The sequence below is a fragment of the Streptomyces monashensis genome (assembly GCF_001866665.1).
GTDB classification, from domain to species: domain Bacteria; phylum Actinomycetota; class Actinomycetes; order Streptomycetales; family Streptomycetaceae; genus Streptomyces; species Streptomyces monashensis.
Map to the genome: position 1 here is coordinate 1 of NZ_MLYO01000027.1, position 15,508 is coordinate 15,508.

Consider the following 15,508-nt stretch of genomic DNA (forward strand, 5'->3'; position numbering starts at 1 on the left):
GCGCGACCCGAAGCAGCTGCGCAGGCTCGGGTTCTAACCCGCGGTGGCCCGAGGCGTCATGTCCTGCAACCCCACCACCCGCAGCAGCTGAAGCCGTTCGTAGGAGTCCGTTCCCGGGCGGGCCGTGTGGACGACGAGGAGGTGGTGGTGCTCGTGGCTGAGCATGACCTCGCAGTCCAGGTCCAGCAGGCCGACCAGCGGGTGCTGGAAGCGCTTGGTCGCACGGTGGCGCGCAGCCACCTCGTGCTCGTCCCAGAGCCGAGCGAACTCCTCGCTGGCGGAACGGAGTTCGGCGACCAGGCCGGCCGGTTCCGGGTCGTCGGGGCGGGCGGCGGCCACCGCGCGCAGGTTGGCCACCTGGGCGCGCGCGTGCGGCTCGTGGTCCTCCGCCGGGAACAGTGAACGCGCGGCCGGGTCCAGGAAGAAGCGGCGCACCAGGTTCCGTTCGCGCCGGGGGCGGGACATCACGTCGCCGACCAGCGCCTTGGCCATCGCGTTCTGCGCCAGGACCTCTCCGCAGTCGTTCACCAGCTGCGCCGGGGTGTCGTACAGGCGGTCCAGGATCAGCAGCAGGCCGGGCCGGACATGCGTCGACGCCGTCTCGCGGCGCGGCGGCTCCTCGCCGGCCAGATGGAACAGATGGTCGTGCTCGGCGTCCGTGAGGCGCAGCGCACGCGCCAGCGCCGTCAGCATCTGGCGGGACGGACGCGGCCCCCGGGACTGTTCGAGCCGGGTGTAGTAGTCGGCCGACATGCCCGCCAGCGACGCCACCTCCTCCCGGCGCAGGCCGGGCGTACGGCGCCGGGCGCCCGGGGCGAGGCCCACGTCGGCGGGGTTCAGACGGGCGCGGCCGCGGCGCAGGAAGTCGGCGAGTTCACTCCGGTTCACCCCTCCAGCGTGCGGCAGCCCGCCCGGCTTATCCAGGGACTGTCGATCCCCTGATCGGGAGGTCTCTACCGGCCGCCCCCGCTCCGCCCCACCGTGGTGGTGAACACGGCGAACAGCGAGGAGACGAACATGCTGACACTGGTGACCGGTACGACAGGGCAGGTCGGGCGGCGCTTCGTGCCCCGGCTGCTGGCGCAGGCCCGGGCCGGGGTGGGGGTCCCCCCGCTCGAGCGGAGCCGAGAGTGGGGGAAGGTGCGGGTCCTGGTCAGGGACGCCTCCCGCGCGGACCGCTTCGCCGATCTCGGCGCCGAGGTCGTGCTCGGCGATCTGCGGGACGAGGACGTGCTCGGCAAGGCCGTCGCGGGCGTGGACGCCGTCGTGAACGTCGCCGCCGCCTTCCGCGGGGTGCCCGACGAGGAGGCCCGGGCCGTCAACCGGGACGCGGCCGTGGCCCTGGGCCGGGCCGCGCAGGCCGCCGGTGCGCGGAGGTTCGTGCAGGTCAGCACCGGGCTCGTGTACGGCACCGGGCGCGGCAGGCCGCTGGTCGAGGAGGACGAGAGCCGGCCCGGCGGGTCCATGTGGGGCGCCTATCCCGAGTCCAAGGCGGCGGCCGAACGGGAACTGCTCGCACTCGACGGCCTGGACCTGCGGATCGGCCGGCTCCCCTTCGTCTACGGCGAGGGCGACCCGCACCTCGCCGACTCGCTGCGCTGGGCCGCGCACTGGGCGCCGACCCAGCGGCTGCACATGGGCCACCACGCCGACGTCGCCCAGGGCCTGTTCCGCCTGCTGTACGCACCGGCGGTGAACGGCCCCGTCCACAACATCGCCGACGACACCCCCGTCACAGCGGTCGACCTGCACCAGGTCAACGGTGTCGCACTGCCCGAGGGCATGGACACCCGGACGGACCCCGACCCGTGGCTCGTGATCATGTCCACCCGGAAGATCCGCCGCGACCTCGGCTACCGGCCGCTCTACCCGAGCGTCTGGTCCGCCCGCGACGCCGGCGCCCTGTAACCCGCTCGCTCCATCCCGCTCACTGCACCCCGCGTATCCGGCCGACCAGCACCGCCCCCGCCAGCCCGATCACCGCCGCCACCAGGTACAGCACCCGGTAGCCGCCCAGGTACGTCACGATCGGCGCGGCGAGGGCGGGGGCGGCGACCTGGGGCAGGGCGTTGGCCACGTTGATCACGCCGAGGTCCTTGCCCCGGTCCAGGGCCGTCGGCAGGACGTCCGTCATCAGCGCGAAGTCGACCGAGGTGAACACGCCGAAGCCGACCCCGAGGACCGCCGACGCGACGATCGCGCCGGGCCAGGTCTGCCACCCGGCCAGCGCCGCCGTCGCCACCGCCATCAGTACGCCGGACCAGACGACGAACGGCTTGCGCCGGCCCACCCGGTCCGACCACACCCCGCCCGCCACCACGGTCCCCACCAGCGTCAGGCTGTTGACGGCCGTCAGGATCAGCACCCCCTGGCCGGGGTCGTGGTAGCGCAGGCGGTCGCGCAGGTAGTAGAGGAGGTACAGCAGCACGAGTGAGTTGCTGAGGTTGATCAGGAACCGGGTCAGCCACGCCCAGCCCAGGTCCGGATACCGGCGCGGGCTCAGCCAGAATCCGGCCAGGAACGCGCGCCAGGACCACGGCGGGCGCTCCCGCGCGGACAGTCGCAGATCCGGATACCGCAGGACGTACGGCAGCACGCCCGCCACCGTGCACACGGCGCACGCCACGTACCCGGCGCCGGTCCCGCCCTCCCCCACTCTCGAAATCCGCTCAAGCGGGGGGACCCCCACCGTCGCGAGGCCCGTGCCGCCGACCACGCCCAGGATCTGCGCGGCCCCCAACCAGCCGCCCACCGAACCGCGTTGGCGTCCCGGCACCCGGTCCGGCACGGCCGCCGTGACCGCCGCGAACGCCGCGTTCAGCGTGAGCTGCACCAGGCACCAGCCCGCCGCCATCGACCACACCCCGTCGGCCCGCGCGAGCAGCAGCAGCGACAGCGCCCCGCCCGTCGCCCCGGCCACGATCCACGGTGTGCGGCGGCCCCGGCGGGCGGTCGTCCGGTCCGACAGGGCGCCGAAGAAGGGGTTCGCGACGAGCGACACCACCGCGCCGATCCCGGTCACCCAGGCCAGCATCGTCTCCTTCGACATTCCGGAGCCGGGTGCGAAGTCCCTGGCCTGGGAGGCGAGCAAAATCTGCAGCGGGCCGAACCAGCCCACCCAGATGGCCCCGTTGGCCAGCGAGAGCGCCGCCGTCCAGCCCCGGCCGACCGGCTCAAACGGCTCCGCCAGGGCGGCGGGGGGCCGGACCGGCTCCGGCGTCGTGGTCATCCCGGCGCCGTCAGCCCTGGTTCCGGAGCATGTCCCGGAACCAGTGGTAGGAGGCCTTCGGGGTGCGCTCCAGGGTGGTGTAGTCCACGTGCACCAGGCCGAAGCGGCGCGCGTAGCCCTCTGCCCACTCGAAATTGTCCATCAGCGACCACACGAAGTAGCCGCGCACGTCCACGCCCGCCTCCAACGCCGTGTGCAGGGCGCGCAGATGGCCGTCCAGGTAGGCGATGCGGTCCTGGTCGTCGAGGCCCTCGTACGAGCAGCCGTTCTCGGTGATGACGATCGGCGGGAGCTTGTCGCCGTAGCGGTCGCGGAAGCCGGTCAGCAGCTCGGTCAGGGCCTCAGGGACGACCGGCCAGCCGAAGTCGGTCGTCGCCCTGCCCTCGATCTCCCGTACCGAGAAGGGGAGTTCGGCGGGGAGGGCGAGTCCGCCGTACTCGCTGTCCGTGCCGTCCGGCGCGCCCACCCGGGTCGGCGCGTAGTAGTTGATCCCGTACCAGTCGACGGGCTCCGCGATGACCTCGAGGTCGGCCGGGATGTCGTCGCCCGGCATCAACTCGCCCATTCCGTCCGGGTATTCACCGAGGATCACCGGCTCGGCGAACAGGCGGTTGAGGAGGACGTCGTAGAAGCCCGCCGCCTCCAGGTCGGCCGGTTCCCCGGACGCGGGCCAGGTGGGGCCGTGGGAGTTGGCGATGCCGATGTCGTCGGCTCCGGCCGCGCGCAGGGCCCGGACCGCGAGACCGTGGGCGAGGAGCTGGTGGTGGGCGACCGGGAGCGCGTCGAACAGGAGCCGCCTGCCGGGGGCGTGGGCGCCGAGGGCGTGCCCCAGCAGGGTGTGTTCGGCGGGCTCGTTGAGGGTGATCCACTTCGTCACCCGGTCGCCGAGCCGCTCGGCCACCACGCTCACGTGGTCGGCGAACCGGGCCGCCGTGTCGCGCGTCAGCCAGCCGCCGGCCTCCTCCAGGGAGACGGGCAGGTCCCAGTGGAAGAGGGTGGGCACGGGCCGGACGCCCGCCGCGCACAGCTCGTCCGTCAGGCGGTCGTAGAAGTCCAGCCCGCCGGGGGAGTTCACCCGCGGCCAGGAGACCGAGAAGCGGTACGCGCCCACGCCCAGGCCGGCGAGGAGGGCGACGTCCTCGGGGTAGCGGTGGTAGTGGTCGCAGGCCACCGCCGCCGTCGAGCCGTCCTTCACCCGGCCGGGCTCGGCCGTGAACACGTCCCACACGGAACGCTCGCGCGCGTCGGCCGCGCCCTCGATCTGGTGGGCGGAGGTCGACACGCCCCACAGGAAGCCGTCGGGGAACCGGGGTATCGGATCGCCTGCGTCAGTCGCCATGGCCGGGATCATCCTTACCCCCGGTAACAGAAGTCAATGCCCCGGCGGCAACCGTCGCCTACGCCCCTTCCTTCAGCAGTCGCGTCACCAACTCCCGCTGGTCCTCGGTGAGTCGGGGATCGGCCGCGTACACCGTGCGGCCGTCCACGGCGATCTCGTACCGGAAGCCGTCCGGGACGCCGGCGGGCGGGGTGTCCGGACCGGACGCGAGGACACGCTCGGCCAGGGCCTGCCACTCGGCGGCGTCGGGCCGGGCCGAGGTGTCCACCTCGGCCCGGCGCTCGATCCCCGCGAAGCCGCCCGTGCGTCGAATCTGGATGCGCATGGGTCCGTGTCTAGTACGGAACGCCGGCGGCCGCACTACGACGTGTGCACTCCGACCTGTTCCCACGCCTTCTTGACGGCCTCCAGCTCGTCGCCGGCGCCGAACCGCGCCTGGGCCGCCTTCACGGTCAGTCTGGCGAAGTCGGCGAACTGCGCGCTCGACCGCAGCTCGCCGCCGGTGAGCACGTCGTACCAGATCTGCCCGGCCTTCTCCCAGGCGTTGCCGCCGATGGCCGTGGCGAGCAGGTAGAAGGCGTGGTTCGGGATGCCGGAGTTGGTGTGGACGCCGCCGTTGTCGTCGCTGGTGCGCACGTAGCCCGCCATGGTCGCGGGCTGCGGGTCCTTGCCGAGCCTGGGGTCGTCGTACGCGGTGCCCGGGGCCTTCATCGAACGCAGCGCGGTGCCGTGGACGCCCGGGGCGAGCAGGCCCTCGCCGATCAGCCAGTCGGCCCGGTCGGCGCTCTGGCCCAGCGAGTACTGCTTGATGAGGGATCCGAAGACATCCGAGACCGACTCGTTGAGGGCGCCGGACTGGCCCTCGTACTCCAGGTTCGCGGTGTACTGCGTGACGCCGTGGGTCAGCTCGTGGCCGATGACGTCGATGCAGCTGGTGAAGTCGCCGAAGACCTGGCCGTCGCCGTCCCCGAACACCATCTGGTCGCCGTTCCAGAAGGCGTTGTCGTAGCCCGTCTGGTAGTGCACGGACGCGTTGAGCGGCAGTCCCCGGCCGTCGATGGAGTCCCGCTGGTACGCCTTCAGGTACAGCTCGAAGGTGGCGCCGAGGCCGGCGTAGGCGCGGTTGACGCTGGCGTCCTGGACCGGGTCCTGGCCCTCGGCGCGGACCTCGCTGCCGGGCAGGTCGCTGCCGTGCCCGGCGTCGTAGACCGTGCGCTTCGGCGTGCTGTCGGCCGCGGCGGCGCCGACGACGGCGCTCTGGGTGCGGACGGCGGTCTCGCGGCGGCGGGTGCGCAGCGCGGAGTCGTGCTCCAGGGTGCGCTGCGCGCGCTCGGCGACGGCGGAGTCCTCGTGCCGGGCGAGCCGGTCGAGGATGTGCGGCGGCACGATCGTGCAGAAGACGGGCTGGAAGCCCCCGTTGGTCGTCATGACAGAACACTGGCACTGTGTGACGCCAGTGTCACTACCCGCAACCGTGATTGGTGAAATATCGGGACGCTCGGCCACCCTCCGTAGTCGAAAGTGGTATGGCGCACTTTTTGTCCCTTTTATCCGCGCGGTCCCGCATACTGATACAGGCCCTCGTACCCGGCGCGGCTCGGCTAGGCTGCGGAGCATCATGCGTTTCGGGCTGCTTCTTCTTAGCTGCCGCGGCGAGGGCCTGTAGTCCAGGTCGACTCCCTCCCCGCGGAGCTTCGCGTTGCGTCGTCGGCCGTCCTTCCGGACACCCTGAGGAGCCCACGCCACCATGGTCAACCGCCAGCAGCCCAGCACCATGCCGATCCACAAGTACGGCCGCTACGAGCAGGTCGACATCCCGGACCGCACCTGGCCGCAGCAGCGGATCACCGTCGCCCCCCGCTGGCTCTCCACCGACCTGCGCGACGGCAACCAGGCCCTGATCGACCCGATGTCGCCCGAGCGCAAGCGCCGGATGTTCGACCAGCTGGTCGCGATGGGCTACAAGGAGATCGAGGTAGGCTTCCCCGCCTCCGGCCAGACCGACTTCGACTTCGTGCGCTCGATCATCGAGGAAGAGGGCGCGATCCCGGACGACGTCACGATCTCCGTGCTGACCCAGGCCCGCGAGGACCTGATCGAGCGGACCGTGGAGTCCCTGAAGGGCGCCAGGCGGGCCACCGTCCACCTCTACAACGCCACCGCGCCCGTCTTCCGCCGGGTCGTCTTCCGCGGCTCCAAGGACGACATCAAGCAGATCGCCGTCGACGGCACCCGCCTGGTGATGGAGTACGCCGAGAAACTGCTGGGCCCGGAGACGGAGTTCGGCTACCAGTACTCGCCGGAGATCTTCACCGACACCGAGCTGGACTTCGCGCTGGAGGTCTGCGAGGCGGTCATGGACGTCTGGCAGCCCGGCCCCGGCCGCGAGATCATCCTCAACCTGCCCGCCACGGTGGAGCGTTCGACCCCGTCCACGCACGCGGACCGCTTCGAGTGGATGAGCCGCAACATCTCGCGCCGCGAGCACGTCTGCATCTCCGTCCACCCGCACAACGACCGCGGCACGGCCGTCGCGGCCGCCGAGCTGGCGCTGATGGCCGGCGCCGACCGCGTCGAGGGCTGCCTGTTCGGACAGGGCGAGCGCACCGGCAACGTCGACCTGGTCACCCTGGGCATGAACCTGTTCTCGCAGGGCGTCGACCCGCAGATCGACTTCTCCGACATCGACGAGATCCGTCGTACGTGGGAGTACTGCAACCAGATGGAGGTCCACCCGCGCCACCCGTACGTGGGCGACCTGGTCTACACGTCCTTCTCCGGCTCCCACCAGGACGCCATCAAGAAGGGCTTCGACGCCATGGAGGCCGACGCGAAGGCCAAGGGCGTCACGGTCGACGACATCGAGTGGGCGGTGCCCTACCTGCCGATCGACCCGAAGGACGTCGGCCGTTCCTACGAGGCCGTCATCCGGGTCAACTCGCAGTCCGGCAAGGGCGGTATCTCCTACGTCCTGAAGAACGACCACAAGCTGGACCTGCCGCGCCGGATGCAGATCGAGTTCTCGAAGCTGATCCAGGCGAAGACGGACGCCGAGGGCGGCGAGATCACGCCGAAGGAGATCTGGGCCGCCTTCCGGGACGAGTACCTGCCGAACCCGGACAACCCGTGGGGCCGCATCCAGGTCAGGACCGGCCAGTCCACGACGGACACCGACGGCGTCGACGCGCTGACCGTCGAGGCCACGGTCGACGGCGAGGACACCGTCCTGACCGGTACCGGCAACGGTCCGATCTCGGCCTTCTTCGACGCGCTGGAGTCCATCGGCATCGACGTACGCCTGCTGGACTACCAGGAGCACACGATGAGCGAGGGCGCCTCCGCGCAGGCCGCCTCGTACATCGAATGCGCGATCGACGGCAAGGTCCTGTGGGGGATCGGCATCGACGCGAACACGACGCGTGCGTCGCTGAAGGCGGTCGTCTCGGCCGTCAACCGCGCGGCCCGCTGACCCCTCCGACCGGGGGTTTCGACGCCCCGACCGCTGTATACGGCGGTCGGGGCGCCGCCGTTTTCGGCCACTGCGGCGGGCAGGTAACAGAAAGGTCTCTTCCGGGGTACTGACTCAGCCTCCGTGATGTGGCTAACATCACGCCAGCACGGCGATGTTGCCGCGCGGTTACGGAGGTGCGACGTGCTGCCAGTACGGGGACGAAACGGCCGGGTCCCGCGCCTGCTCGGCGCGCGCACCGCATGGACGCCCGTGGGCGACGGCGAGTTCTACTGCCCGGGCTGCGGGGGCGACCGCAACTACCAGCGCCTCACCGGCCGCCGCCGGCTCACCCTGCTCGGGCTGCCGCTGCTGCCGCGCGGGACGGCCGGACCGGTCGTGGAGTGCGCGGCGTGCGCCGAGCACTACGGCACCGACGTCCTCGACCATCCCACCACCCGCCGCTTCTCCGCGATGCTCCGCGACGCCGTGCACACCGTCGCCCTCGCCGTGCTCGCCGCGGGCGGCACCGGTTCCCGTACGGCCCTGGAGACCGCCGCCGCCGCGGTCCGCGCGGCCGGCTTCGAGGACTGCACCGAGGAGCAGCTGGCCGCCCTGGTCGACGCCCTCGCCGCCGACACCGGCCGGGTCTTCGAGCGGCCCTGCGGCGCGAGCCTGACGATAGAGCTGCACGAGGCCCTGGACCCGCTCACCCCGCACCTCGCCCCCGCCGGCCGCGAGTCCCTGCTCCTGCAGGCCGCCCGCATCGCGCTGGCCGACGGCCCCTACACCCCGGCCGAGCGCGACGCCCTCACCACGGTGGGCGCCGCCCTGACGATCTGCGGCCCCGACGTCACCCGCCTGCTGGCGGCGGCGCGGACGACCCCGTCCTGACGGTCACGGACACGGTCACGTTCACGGCCGTCGGATGAGCCCGAGGCCGGTGGCCGCGGCGACGGCCGCGGTACGGGAGTCGACGCCCAACTTGGCGTAGACACGGGCCAGATGGGACTTGACCGTGCCCTCGGTGAGGTGGAGCCGGCGGCCCACGGCCTGGTTGGACAGCCCCTCGGCGACCAGGGCGAGCACCTCGGTCTCGCGCCGGGTCAGCGAGGTGCCGGGGGCGCGCAGCCGGTTCATCAGCCGGTCCGCGACCGCGGGCGCCAGCGCGGTACGGCCGGCGGCGGCCGAGCGCACGGCCGCGGCCAGCTCCTCCGGAGGGGCGTCCTTGAGCAGGTAACCGGTGGCACCGGCCTCGATGGCCGGGAGGGTGTCGGCGTCGGAGTCGTAGGTGGTGACGATGACGACCCGCGGGGCGCCCGGCCGGGCGGTGATCGCGGCCGTGGCCTCCGCCCCGCCCATCCCCCCGCCGAACCGCAGGTCCATCAGCACGACGTCGACGTCACCCGCCCCGGCCCGGACGACGGCCTCCTCGGCGGTGGCCGCCTCCGCCACGACCACGAGCCCCGGCTCGGTCTCCAGCACGGCCCGCAGCCCGGCCCGGACGACCGGGTGGTCGTCGGCGAGGAGCAGCCGGACGGGCCGGTCCGTGCGGTCGACGGGGCCGGGACGGTCGGTGGGGTCCGGGTGGGCGGTCACGGGTGGGCCCCGGTCTCGGCGGAGGTGGTCCCGGCACCGGCGCCCGGGGTCCGCGTGAGGGGGAGCCGGGCGGTGAGGGTGGTGCCGTGGCCCGGGGCGGAGTCGACGGTCAGGGTGCCGCCCAGGGCGCGGATGCGGGCGTGCATGGCGGCCAGGCCGAAGCCGCCCGTCTCCGGGTCGGGCGCGGGCAGCCGGCCGGGGTCGAACCCGGCGCCGTCGTCGACGACCGTGAGGGCGACCTCGTCGTCGAGGCGGCCGAGGGTGACCTCCACGGCGGTCGCGCCCGCGTGGCGGACGGTGTTGGCGAGCGCGGACTGGGCGATGCGCAGCAGGGCCACCTCGTGCGCGGTCGGCAGGGCGGGCGGCGCACCGACCGGGCGGAAGCGGGCGGTGAGCCGGTGCCGGGTGCCGGTGGTCGCGCAGAGCCGCTCCAGCGCGTCCGGCAGGGTGCTGCCCTCCAGGGCGGGCGGGGCGAGGGCGGCGACGAAGCGGCGGGCCTCGGCGAGATTGTCCACCGCGGCCTGGCGGGCCTGGCCGACGTGGCGCGCCGCGCTGTGCGCACCGTCGGGCAGGGTCCGCTCGGCGGCCCGCAGCAGCAGCTGGATGCTGGACAGGCCCTGCGCGAGGGTGTCGTGGATCTCGCGGGCCAGCCGCTCGCGCTCGGCCAGCACTCCCGCGGTGTGCTGGGCCTCGGCCAGGTCGGCGCGGGTGGCGGTGAGTTCCTCGATCAGGTGCCGGCGCCGTTCGCTCTCCCGGTACAGCGCCTGGTATCCCCACACCACCGCGACCGCGACGGCGGCCCCGAGCGCCGGGCCGATCGCCATGGCGGCGCTGAAGGCGCCCTGGTGCGCGGCGAACGCGGCGATCGCCGCGCCCGCGGTCGCGGTTACGGCGGCCGGGCCGGCGCGGCGCGGCAGCAGATGGAGCTGGAGGAAGTACAGCGGGAAGGCCACCCACACGCCGTCGGCGGAGAGCGCCAGCAGCACCAGCCACGCCGCGCCGACGGCCGCCAGCCACCAGGCGGCGGCCCGCCGGCCGCCGTGGATCCGGGGCAGCAGCGGGCCCGCCGCGTACACCAGAGCGCACCCGGCGGCCCCGGCGAGGGTCGCCGCGGCGTGCGGCCGTCCGTCGGTCACGGCCCGGACGGCGGCGAGCGCGAGCAGACCGACGACGAGCAGGTGCAGGCACCAGGACAGGGCCCGGGTGGTCGGGGTCGGTGCGGGAGCGGTGGTGTTCACGGTCCTACCAGCGTGGTTCACAGTCCCCCCAGGGTACGAAGACGCGCCACGGCCCGGCCTCTGTCGAAAGTTGCAATCCGGGCGCCGCCGTTCGATCCGCGAAGTGACCTCCGTCGCCGGATGCGCGCGGCGGGCGCGGGCGGCGACCGTGGAGGCACACTCCGTCCACCTCCGCAGAGAGCAGTCGCAGCCGTGTTCGTCGCCTGGAGAGACCTGAGGTTCGCCAAGGGCCGGTTCGCCCTGATGGGAGCCGTCATCACCCTGATCACCCTGCTGGTCGGGCTGCTGTCCGCACTGAGCGCCGGCCTGGCCCGGCAGAACATCTCCGCGATCACCGGCCTGCCCGCCGACCGGATCGCCTTCGCCGCCCCCGGCCCGGGGCGCAGTCCGTCCTACGGCGACTCCACCGTCACCGCCCGGCAGTGGCGGCGGTGGGCCGAGGTGCCCGGCGTCACGCGCGCCGAACCGCTCGGGATCACCAGCACCAAGGCCACCGCGGGCGACCGGAGCGCCCCGGTCTCCGCCTTCGGCGTCCGCGCCGGCTCCCGCCTGGCCCCCGACGGCGGCGCGATCCACGACCGTACGGCGGTGCTGTCCGCCGCTGCCGCCGCCGGCCTCGGCGGCCTCGCACCCGGCGACACCTTCGCCCTGGCCGGCCGGAGGCTGACGGTGGCGGCCGTGGCGGGCGACGCCTCCTTCAGCCACACCCCCGTGATCTGGACCGCCCTCAGCACCTGGGCGAGCGTGGCACCTCCCGGCGCCGCCGGAACCGCCGCGGGACCCGATGCCGGAGCGACGGCGACGGTGATCGCCCTGGACACGACCGCCGGCGCCGATGTCGCCGCCGCCGACCGGGCCATCGGCACCAGGACCGTCACCAAGGACGGCTCGCTGTCCGCGATCGGCTCCTACGCCTCCGAGAACGGCTCCCTCCAGCTGATGCGCGGCTTCCTGTTCGCCATCTCCGCGCTCGTCGTCGGCGCCTTCTTCACCGTCTGGACCATCCAGCGCGCCGGTGACATCGCCGTCCTGAAGGCACTCGGCGCCTCCACCGCGCACCTGCTGAAGGACGCCCTCGGGCAGGCCGCCGCCCTGCTCGTGGTCGGCACGCTCCTCGGCACCGGCATCGCCGCCGCGCTCGGCGCCCTCGTCGTACCGGACACGGTGCCGTTCCTCCTCACCCCCGCCACCGTCCTCGCCCCCGCCGCCGTCATGATCCTGCTCGGCGCGCTCGGGGCCGCCCTGTCCGTCCGCCGCATCACCTCGGTGGACCCGCTGACCGCCCTGGGGAGCGCCCGATGAGCCTCGACCTGTCCGACGTCACCCTCACCTACCCCGACGGCGACGACCGCCTGACCGCCCTGGACCACGTCACCCTGCACGTGCCCAGGGGCACCCTGACCGCCGTGGCCGGGCCCTCCGGCTCCGGCAAGTCCAGCCTCCTCGCCGTCGCCGCCACCCTCGTCACCCCCGACGCCGGCACGGTGAGCGTCGACGGCGTCACCACGACCGGCCTGAGCCGCGCGGAACTGACCGGGCTGCGCCGCCGCACCATCGGCATCGTCTTCCAGCAGCCCCATCTGCTGCCCTCGCTCACGGCGCTCGAGCAGCTCCAGCTCATGGCCTCGATCGACGGGCGCTCACCGGCCGGGGCCCGCGGCCGGGCCCTGGAGCTGCTGGCCGCGGTGGGCCTGGCCGACCGGGCCGGCCGGCGCCCCCACCAGCTCTCCGGCGGCCAGCGCCAGCGGGTCGGCATCGCCCGCGCCCTGATGAACGAGCCGACCCTCCTCCTGGTCGACGAACCCACCAGCGCCCTCGACCACGAACGCGGCGCCGCCGTCGTCGACCTGATCACCCGGCTGACCCGCGAACGGGGCACCGCCACCGTCCTGGTCACCCACGACCGCACCCACCTGCGCGCCGCCGACCGGATCGTCGAGGTCGACGACGGCCGCCTCGGCGACCCGCCGTCCGGCAGCGGCACGAGCGTGGGCTACCGGCCGCAGGGAGGGGTGACGGCGACGATGAGCGGATGACCCCGCTGTACCGCACCCTGCTCACCGCCCTCGCCCTCCTCACCCCGCTCGCCGCCGTCCCGCCCGCCGAGGCCGCACCGGCTCACCCCTCGTACGGCTGCGCCTCCTCCGTCCCGTACGTCTCGGGCCGGGGCGGCTATCACACATACCGCATCCCGGCGGTCGTCCGTACCCGGCTCGGCACGGTGCTGGCCTTCGCCGAGGGGCGGCGGGACGGCGCGGGGGACAGCGGTGCCATCGACGTCGTCCTGCGCCGCTCCACCGACGGCGGCTGCACCTGGGGTCCGCTGACCGTGGTCACGGCCGGGGACGGGGACACCCGGGGCAACCCGGCGCCGGTCGTGGACCCGCGTACCGGCGCCGTCGTGCTCGTGACCTGCTGGAACAGCGGGCAGGCGACGGAGGGCCAGATCATGAGCGGCGAAGCGGAGCGCCGGGTGTACGTCCAGCGCAGCGGGGACGACGGCCGCCGCTTCTCGCCCCCGGCCGACATCACCGCGCAGGTGAAGCGGTCCGACTGGCGCTGGTACGCGACCGGTCCCGGCCATGCCGTCGCCCTCACCCGGGGCCCGTACCGAGGCCGCCTCCTCGTCCCCGCGAACCATTCCGTCGCCCCGTCCGCCGGCTCCTCCGGCCGCGGCCACGACGGCGGCCACGCGCTCTACAGCGACGACGGCGGCCGCACCTGGCACCTGGGCTTCGTGGCGGACGCCCCCCACGGCGTGGCCAACGTCAACGAGACGACAGCGGCCCAACTTCCGGACGGCAGGCTCTACTTCAACGCCCGCGACCAGTACGGCAGCGCCCCCGGCAACCGGCTCGACGCCTACTCCGGGGACGGCGGCCGGTCCCTCGACCGCCCCTACACCCGTCAGCCGAGCCTGTCCGACGTCCCCGTGGTCCAGGGCAGCGTCCTCCAACTCCGCGGCCCGGACGCCCCGTTGCTGTTCTCGGCCCCCTCCGTGCCGACCGCCCGCCGGGCGCTCGCCCTCTGGTCCAGCGCGGACGCCGGCCGCACCTTCACCAAGCGGCTCACCCTCTCCGACCGCCCGGCCGCCTACTCCGACCTCGTCCAGCTGGGCCCCGCCACGGCCGGCGTCCTGTACGAGACGGGCGCCGACCACGGCTACGAGAGCCTGGAGTTCCGCAGGCTGGACGTGTCCTGGCTCACGCCAGCCTCCGGTCCTTGACCGCCAGTTCCCGGTCGCCCCGCCGGTACCCCACGGTACGGATGCCGAGCGCGGCCTTCAGCTGCCGGGCGGGTACGACCTGGGGAGTCGGGGCGGGTGCCCGTCCCGGCTTCGGCAGCGGGTAGGCGGTGGTGGTGGCGGAGTGGAAGGTGATGTTGCCCTCCGTCTTGGTGAACAGCTGGTGGACGTGTCCGTTGAGACAGGTCACCGAGGAGAACCGGCGCAGCAGCGCGATCACCTTCAACGCGTCGTCCGTGCTCCAGCCCCACCGGGGGTACATGGCGAACAGCGGGATGTGGCTGAAGACCACGATCGGGGTGTCCGACGACTGCCCCGCCAGGTCCCTGCGCACGAAGTCGATCTGCTCGGTCCCGAGGTGGCCCAGCTTCTCCAGGCTCAGGGTGTTGACCAGGGCGACGAAATGCACTCCGTGGGTGTCGAAGCTGTACCAGCCGTCGCCGAGCGTGCCTGCGCCGAAGGTCTGCCGGTAGGCGCGGCCCGCGTCGCCGATGGAGTCGTGTTCGCCCGGCACGGTGAAGACGCGGTCCGTCCGCAGCCGGGTGAGCATCTGCCTGACCTGGTCGAACTGGCCCGCTGTGGACAGGTGGGTCAGATCGCCGCTGTGCATGACGAAGTCGGGCCGGAAGCCGAGCGTGTTGACCTGGTCGATGGCTTCGGTGAACGAGCCGACCACGTCCAGGTTCGCCGGCCCGTGGAAGCCGATGTGGCTGTCGGAGACCTGTACGAACCGCAGGGCGCCGGTGGTCGGCGCGGCGGCCTCGGCGACGGTGCCCCGGGGGCCGGCGATGTGGCTGACCACTTCTCCGCCGGCCACGGTCAGCACGACGGCTCCGCCGAACCACCCGGCGTGCCGTATGAGTTGACGCCGTGTCATGTCGTGTTCCCCGGTCATCGGGTCACCTCCACCGTGGCCGTCATGAAGGGATGGATGGTGCAGAGGTAGGCGTAGGTGCCCGGATCGGTGAACCGGTGGCTGTAGGTGGCGTGGGCGGCCAGGGCGGGCGAGTGCAGTGGGCCGCCCGCTGTGGCGCTGGTGACGGTGTGGGGGTCGGTGTCCTGGTTGGTCCAGGTCACCGTCGTGCCCGCCTTGATCTTCAGGACGGCCGGGGTGAACGTGAAGTTCCTGATCGCCACGGTGCTCGCCACGGTACTCGCCGCGGTGCTCGCCGCCGGGTCCGGCGCGGAGGCGCCGGGCATCCCGGCCACCTGGTGCTGACCGGGGCCGGCCGTGACGGCGCCGACCGAGGCGGCGTGCGGGGACTGGCCGCACGCGCTGAGAAACCCCAGCCCGGCGGCCGTCATGGCGGCGAGCCCGGCCGCGACGAGGGATCGCGGGCCGGGGTGACCGAAGTTCGGGTGCATGGTGTTCGCTCCTCACCTCTCGGGAAGAGGGATGTATCCGCTCTTT

General features: G+C 73.3%; 15 protein-coding genes. 6 read left to right on the forward strand and 9 right to left on the reverse strand.

Features of this window, described 5'->3' with window-relative positions; genetic code table 11:
- Nucleotides 1-33 precede the first annotated feature (33 nt).
- Nucleotides 34-888 (reverse strand): helix-turn-helix transcriptional regulator, encoded by an 855-nt coding sequence (locus BIV23_RS16820; RefSeq protein WP_071381679.1) that lies wholly within the window; start codon nucleotides 886-888, stop codon nucleotides 34-36.
- 129 nt (nucleotides 889-1,017) lie between these two features.
- On the opposite strand from BIV23_RS16820, the gene BIV23_RS16825 reads away from it, so the two are divergent.
- Nucleotides 1,018-1,908 carry an NAD-dependent epimerase/dehydratase family protein gene (locus BIV23_RS16825; RefSeq protein WP_071381785.1) on the forward strand — a complete coding sequence of 297 codons (891 nt, stop codon included), beginning with the start codon at nucleotides 1,018-1,020 and terminating at the stop codon, nucleotides 1,906-1,908.
- Between the two features lie 19 nt (nucleotides 1,909-1,927).
- Here the strand turns inward: BIV23_RS16825 and BIV23_RS16830 are convergent, their stop codons facing one another.
- Genes BIV23_RS16830 through BIV23_RS16845 form a run of 4 tightly spaced genes read right to left on the reverse strand, consistent with a single transcriptional unit; the run spans nucleotide 1,928 to nucleotide 5,996 of the window.
- On the reverse strand, nucleotides 1,928-3,229 hold the full coding sequence (locus tag BIV23_RS16830) for an MFS transporter (RefSeq protein WP_071381680.1): 1,302 nt from the start codon (nucleotides 3,227-3,229) through the stop codon (nucleotides 1,928-1,930).
- Nucleotides 3,230-3,239: 10 nt separating this feature from the next.
- On the reverse strand, nucleotides 3,240-4,568 hold the full coding sequence (locus BIV23_RS16835) for a GH1 family beta-glucosidase (protein ID WP_071381681.1): 1,329 nt from the start codon (nucleotides 4,566-4,568) through the stop codon (nucleotides 3,240-3,242).
- A 58-nt stretch (nucleotides 4,569-4,626) separates the two neighbouring features.
- Complete coding sequence (locus BIV23_RS16840; protein WP_071381682.1) at nucleotides 4,627-4,893, reverse strand: protealysin inhibitor emfourin; 267 nt, start codon at nucleotides 4,891-4,893, stop codon at nucleotides 4,627-4,629.
- Nucleotides 4,894-4,928: 35 nt separating this feature from the next.
- Nucleotides 4,929-5,996 carry a M4 family metallopeptidase gene (locus BIV23_RS16845; RefSeq protein ID WP_071381683.1) on the reverse strand — a complete coding sequence of 356 codons (1,068 nt, stop codon included), beginning with the start codon at nucleotides 5,994-5,996 and terminating at the stop codon, nucleotides 4,929-4,931.
- A 319-nt stretch (nucleotides 5,997-6,315) separates the two neighbouring features.
- On the opposite strand from BIV23_RS16845, the gene leuA reads away from it, so the two are divergent.
- Both leuA and BIV23_RS16855 read left to right on the forward strand, forming a co-directional pair.
- Nucleotides 6,316-8,037 carry a 2-isopropylmalate synthase gene (leuA, locus tag BIV23_RS16850; protein ID WP_071381684.1) on the forward strand — a complete coding sequence of 574 codons (1,722 nt, stop codon included), beginning with the start codon at nucleotides 6,316-6,318 and terminating at the stop codon, nucleotides 8,035-8,037.
- 183 nt (nucleotides 8,038-8,220) lie between these two features.
- Nucleotides 8,221-8,910 (forward strand): tellurite resistance TerB family protein, encoded by a 690-nt coding sequence (locus BIV23_RS16855; RefSeq protein ID WP_071381685.1) that lies wholly within the window; start codon nucleotides 8,221-8,223, stop codon nucleotides 8,908-8,910.
- A gap of 21 nt (nucleotides 8,911-8,931) precedes the next feature.
- Here the strand turns inward: BIV23_RS16855 and BIV23_RS16860 are convergent, their stop codons facing one another.
- Complete coding sequence (locus tag BIV23_RS16860) at nucleotides 8,932-9,615, reverse strand: response regulator (RefSeq protein ID WP_071381686.1); 684 nt, start codon at nucleotides 9,613-9,615, stop codon at nucleotides 8,932-8,934.
- Nucleotides 9,612-10,853 carry a sensor histidine kinase gene (locus BIV23_RS16865; protein ID WP_071381687.1) on the reverse strand — a complete coding sequence of 414 codons (1,242 nt, stop codon included), beginning with the start codon at nucleotides 10,851-10,853 and terminating at the stop codon, nucleotides 9,612-9,614. The genes BIV23_RS16860 and BIV23_RS16865 overlap by 4 nt, the downstream gene beginning before the upstream one ends.
- Nucleotides 10,854-11,045: 192 nt before the next feature.
- Between BIV23_RS16865 and BIV23_RS16870 the strand changes: the two genes are divergently transcribed.
- The 3 genes from BIV23_RS16870 to BIV23_RS16880 are packed head-to-tail and all read left to right on the forward strand — an operon-like array spanning nucleotide 11,046 to nucleotide 14,079.
- Entirely contained in the window at nucleotides 11,046-12,155 is a 1,110-nt protein-coding gene (locus tag BIV23_RS16870; protein ID WP_071381688.1) for an ABC transporter permease, read from the forward strand.
- The gene (locus tag BIV23_RS16875) at nucleotides 12,152-12,889 is read left to right on the forward strand and encodes an ABC transporter ATP-binding protein (protein WP_071381689.1); all 738 of its coding nucleotides are present in this window, start codon (nucleotides 12,152-12,154) and stop codon (nucleotides 12,887-12,889) included. The genes BIV23_RS16870 and BIV23_RS16875 overlap by 4 nt, the downstream gene beginning before the upstream one ends.
- Nucleotides 12,886-14,079: a sialidase family protein gene (locus BIV23_RS16880; protein WP_071381690.1), complete on the forward strand. Its 1,194-nt coding sequence runs from the start codon at nucleotides 12,886-12,888 to the stop codon at nucleotides 14,077-14,079. The genes BIV23_RS16875 and BIV23_RS16880 overlap by 4 nt, the downstream gene beginning before the upstream one ends.
- Here the strand turns inward: BIV23_RS16880 and BIV23_RS16885 are convergent.
- Together BIV23_RS16885 and BIV23_RS16890 are read right to left on the reverse strand one after the other, a co-directional pair.
- Nucleotides 14,057-14,992 (reverse strand): metallophosphoesterase family protein, encoded by a 936-nt coding sequence (locus tag BIV23_RS16885; protein ID WP_071381691.1) that lies wholly within the window; start codon nucleotides 14,990-14,992, stop codon nucleotides 14,057-14,059. The two genes, BIV23_RS16880 and BIV23_RS16885, sit on opposite strands and share 23 nt — an antisense overlap.
- Nucleotides 14,989-15,462 (reverse strand): cupredoxin domain-containing protein, encoded by a 474-nt coding sequence (locus BIV23_RS16890; protein WP_245790550.1) that lies wholly within the window; start codon nucleotides 15,460-15,462, stop codon nucleotides 14,989-14,991. The genes BIV23_RS16885 and BIV23_RS16890 overlap by 4 nt, the downstream gene beginning before the upstream one ends.
- Nucleotides 15,463-15,508: the final 46 nt, after the last annotated feature.